We start from the raw sequence: 4,342 nt of genomic DNA, 5'->3' as shown, positions 1-4,342 counted from the left end.
GACCAGGGCAACCTCAGCAACCTGATCAACTTCAATCTCCCTTTAATGCTGGGAAGTGGACCGAACACCGTACTTAACCCTGCTCTGCAGGGGATTCAGAATCGGCGGCTTGAGGTCTTTCTTTGCCCATCTGACAGTGGCAATCCCGTCCTCGTCGAGAGTGGTGTGGAGTGGGTTGGAACAAACTACATGGTCAATGTCGGTTCCGGAGACAATCTGAACTATTGCGCGACTTCGTCTCCGGGACCCAACGGACTTTTCTGGCGCGGAGTGAGCACTCGATTTCGTGACATCACGGACGGAACCAGCAATACCATTTTTATGGCCGAGACGTTATTTGGTGGACGAGACACGGTCTCAACCACCGTTTTCACAGATCCTCAACGACAGATGCGACGGGCCGGTGGGGGTGGTTCACCCTGTGGTCGCATGGCAGAAGACCTCGCCGCGACTGCAGCTACGGGATATTTGGGCACCCGAGCGGGATCATGGATTCGGACAACGAGTTTTCACACGCTCGTCAACGGGTTTTTCACTCCGAATAGCAAGAATCCAGACATCTCGTTCCACGGCGATCTGCTTTCGAGCAGCCGGAGTGCCCATGCCGGCGGAACCCAGGTTTCACTGGCCGACGGCAGTGTCCGGTTCGTGTCCAACAGCATCGACCTCAGCGTCTGGCGAGCCCTGTTCTCACGCAATGGCGGAGAGAATGTTGGCGAGTTCTAGCAGGACTGTTGGAGCGTGTTTTTCAATCTGAGGAATTGTCTTATGAAAACAGGTTTGCGGTTTGCGGTCATCACCTGGGGCCTGCTGATTTCCGGTTGCGGAAAACCCCGCGAGATCCCAGGTGGCACCCCGGGAATCATCCATGCGGGAGGTGACGTAGTGGGCGATGTTCACATTTCCATCTATCGCATGAATGATGAGGACAGCGTCGACGAAACGCCTGTCGCCTTTGCCATTTCTGCCCACGACGGCCAATTCGAATTACGTCAGAGTGGTTCGCTGGAAGGTGCTTCGCTGGAAGCGGGGGACTACAGATTCACCGTCGAATCTGCTGGCGAGATTTACTTGGCGTGGCCCGGTGATTATCGCAAGCCTGCCCGGTCACCTTTGCGCCTGACTTGGAATGAGGACGATCAGCAAATTGACCTTGAAGTGCCCGTTCCGACGCGGGTTCGATAGCGGTGAGAATCGGATGGGTCACTCAATCGTTCGCAGCGCGAAACGCCGCGATATAGGTACCGATGCACCCACTGACAATGACAGAGCAACTGTCTCTACGCGGGGATCGAGACGAGAACTACGATCGTTGGCAATCGATTCATTTCCGCTTCGCAGGCGGGTCGCTCATCACTCATCCCGCTGAATGTTAGCTGAACCATTCAGAAAATTCGCGGAGGCAGCGGTTCTGCGATTTGTCCCACAAGTCGAAGAATTTTCATTCTGGAAGAGTTCGAATCGGACTGTCAGTCCTTATGGATCGCTTCCGTCTGTGGTCCCTTTGTACCGGCTAGTTTTTTGACGAAGTCGGTGGTTTTCAGGCGGTCGGCGTTGCTTTTTCCGACGTAGCGGAAAAGCTCTTCGTGATTCCCGTCCAGTACGACGAGTGCCGGATAGTGGACCGTTTGCCCGTGAAACTTGTATCCGTCGGCGATGCCGAACTGCGTTGCCAGGCTGGCATCGGGGTCGCGATAAATGACAGGAAGCTTCGACAGGTCTTCGGCATCCAGCTTTTCCGCCCAGGCTTTGATCTCTGCGTCGCTGTCGGGTTTCAGGAACAGGTGAATGACATTCTGGTTCTTATCGGCCAGCTCCGCGTACTGGTGTGTGTATTTCAGACAAAAGGGACACTCGGTCTTGAGCAGGAAGTGCAGGACGACGATCTTGCCCTTGTGTTCAGACAATTGAAATGTCGTGTCATGCGTCGGAGAGTGGACGGTAAAGTCCTTGGGGTTGGCGGCACTTGCCATGTTGCTGAATACGAGTACCAGAGCAACAAGCGTATGAGTTCTCATGTGTTGGGACACCGGTGTCACCTGCTTTTCTGTTTGAAATGGGTAAAGAATCGAAATCACGCCTGACCGAAGGCTACTGTCGACGCTGACTCAATCCCCGCCATCACTCTTCCTTCAACAGGGCTTCGACGGCGGCTTCGATCGTTTTGTCCGCAGTCGCCCCTTTCCAGTTCAGCTCACCCGCCCACCACATGCGAATATAGCCCTGCTTATCCACCAGATAGACGCAAGGCCACATCGTGTTACCCCATGCATCCCAGTTTGCGGAATTCAGGTCGATCAGGATGGGAAACGTCAGTTCGCGTTCACGCGCTGCATTCGTCACGGCATCTGTGTCTCGTTCTCGCTTCGTTTCCGGTGTTTGAATGCCGATCAGGACCACTCCTTTCCCGGTCAACTCTTTCTGCCATCGCTGATAGATGGGGAAGTTGGCGTGACAGTTGTGGCATTGAAACGCATAGAAATGGACCAGGACGACTTTGCCACGAAGTTCCTGCATCGTCAGTGGGCCTGAGTTGATCCAGTGTTGGACCGGCACGAACTCGGGAGCCAACGCGTAGATCCGTCTCAGGCGGGTTGGATCAAAGGGATCACCCAATAACGACCTGAGTTGCTGTTGCTGCTCTGGTCGCAGCATCTTTGCAATCCCATCGCGTTCCGACTTGGCTGCCTTGTCGACTTTCGCCTGCAACGATTTGATTTGTGGGTCACCAGCGAGAGTCCGCCCCAGAGCGATCTGAGCTTCGTCGGTCACGCGTGCTAACTCCGCCAGCTTTTGTTGCTGAGAAGTGAAGAGTTTGATCTTACTGGCCACGTCACGTCGCAGCAGAAGCCGGGTCCCCTGAGCGTAATATTCCAGTTGCTGCAATCTTTGGCGTTGTGATTCGGAGGTCGATTTTCCGAACCATTCCCACACCTTCCGTTCCAGGTCGTGCACGACGGGATGTTGTTCCTGGGGAGAAAGATTGCGGGACGGAAACCATTTGAGATCGAGTTCACGAAGCAGTTTCTCCAGGTCTTCGACCTGTTCTGCCGACAACTTCAGTTCTTGATGAACTTCCGGCGCATGAACCAGGCCGAGCAGGCGTTGAGGAACCAGATGCGGAAATGCATCGGGGGTTTCCCCGGAGATCAGGTCTCCTTGAACCCCAAAGACGAAGAGGATTGCAACAAGGAAACGGCTAGATGCTGTCATCAATGAATCTCCCGTTCCTTAGATACGATCCCTGCGTCCGCTGGTCGTCTCGCGCACCATCCTCGCGTCATTCGGTTCATTCGTGGCCTGTGACCATCGAGAGTCTGCTGACAAAATCTTCCGGCTGCATGCGGTCGGTATTGTCCTTCCCGACATAGCGGAATAATTCATGTCCTGACCGATCGAGCAGCACAAGTGCCGGGTAGTGCATCGACTGACCGTGAAACTGGTAGCCGTCAGGAATCTGAAATTCGTCGGCAAGTCGTGCATCCGGGTCTCGGTAAATGACGGGGGGACCGTCGAGGTCCTGAAGGTTGATTTTTCCGGCCCATTCCCTGATCTCTTCGTCGCTGTCCGGTTTGACAAACAGATGAACGACGTCCTGTTCCGAACGAGCCAGCAGGGAATAGTCGTGCGTCAGCTTCAGGCAAAAGGGGCATTCTGACTTCAGCAGAAAGTGCAGCGCGATCAATTTGCCTGATTCGCTGGGCACCGTGAACGTGGCATTGTGGGTCGGTGATTTGACCGTAAATGAACCTGGAAATGCCCCCGCAATTCGACCCCGATCGGCAGGCTCCAGATGGGCCCAATGACTCCCTATGTAGATTGCGATTGTGACCAATCCCACGCAGGCCACCAGCAGAGTTTTTGAGATCAAACGACGCGTGCCGAGTCGCGATACTTGAAAATCAGCAGTTCGCAAATGTCCATCGTTCGCGTTAAAGCCGCTGCTCGTATTTTCGTGATTGGACGGAGAGACACTCTGCTGCCCGTCGATCGTCCCATGGACCTGTGTAAAGCGTTTCAGCCCCAGTTCCACGTCCTGATAGAGAAACCAAAGCTCACGTGATTCCTGGTCGCTACGCAACGCGTCCTGCAATTCCTGGTGCTCGTCATCCGGGATTCTCTTCAGTGAGCACGCGGCGAAGAGCTCGATGAGCCGCTTTTGCTGTTCGGGCTTCATCGTCCAGTCTCCTGCAGTCTTCGCTGGACGCATTCCATCAGGCGACGGCGGAGGATGGCCAGCTTATTGTAGAGCGTACGGGGGGCTCGCTGCAGTTGTGCAGCCATCTCGACAATGCCGCCATATTCTTTCGCCGATGCGTGCAACAGTTCGCGTTCGGATTTC

The 4,342-nt window shown here is 54.8% G+C and carries 5 protein-coding genes; 2 read left to right on the top strand and 3 right to left on the bottom strand.

Annotated features, from left to right (window positions below; all coding sequences use genetic code 11):
- Together VGE80_RS10765 and VGE80_RS10760 are read left to right on the top strand one after the other, a co-directional pair.
- Positions 1–726 (top strand): DUF1559 family PulG-like putative transporter (locus VGE80_RS10765; RefSeq protein ID WP_440592666.1); only part of this gene is annotated, 726 nt, incomplete at its 5' end.
- Positions 727–768: 42 nt separating this feature from the next.
- Positions 769–1,185, top strand: a complete 417-nt coding sequence (locus VGE80_RS10760; RefSeq protein WP_440592665.1) for a hypothetical protein — start codon at positions 769–771, stop codon at positions 1,183–1,185.
- 284 nt (positions 1,186–1,469) lie between these two features.
- Here VGE80_RS10760 and VGE80_RS10755 read toward each other — a convergent pair whose 3' ends face one another.
- The 3 genes from VGE80_RS10755 to VGE80_RS10745 all read right to left on the bottom strand — a co-directional run bounded on the left by VGE80_RS10755 (position 1,470) and on the right by VGE80_RS10745 (position 4,177).
- Positions 1,470–2,018: a peroxiredoxin family protein gene (locus VGE80_RS10755; RefSeq protein WP_440592664.1), complete on the bottom strand. Its 549-nt coding sequence runs from the start codon at positions 2,016–2,018 to the stop codon at positions 1,470–1,472.
- Positions 2,019–2,121: 103 nt separating this feature from the next.
- Entirely contained in the window at positions 2,122–3,213 is a 1,092-nt protein-coding gene (locus tag VGE80_RS10750; protein ID WP_440592663.1) for a redoxin domain-containing protein, read from the bottom strand.
- Between the two features lie 76 nt (positions 3,214–3,289).
- Positions 3,290–4,177, bottom strand: coding sequence for a peroxiredoxin family protein (locus VGE80_RS10745; protein ID WP_440592662.1), 888 nt, complete (start codon positions 4,175–4,177; stop codon positions 3,290–3,292).
- Positions 4,178–4,342 lie beyond the last annotated feature (165 nt).

The organism is Schlesneria sp. (assembly GCF_036405755.1).
GTDB lineage: Bacteria > Planctomycetota > Planctomycetia > Planctomycetales > Planctomycetaceae > Schlesneria > Schlesneria sphaerica.
Note: the sequence above shows the minus strand (reverse complement) of the source record. Positions and strands in the feature narration are given on the sequence as shown.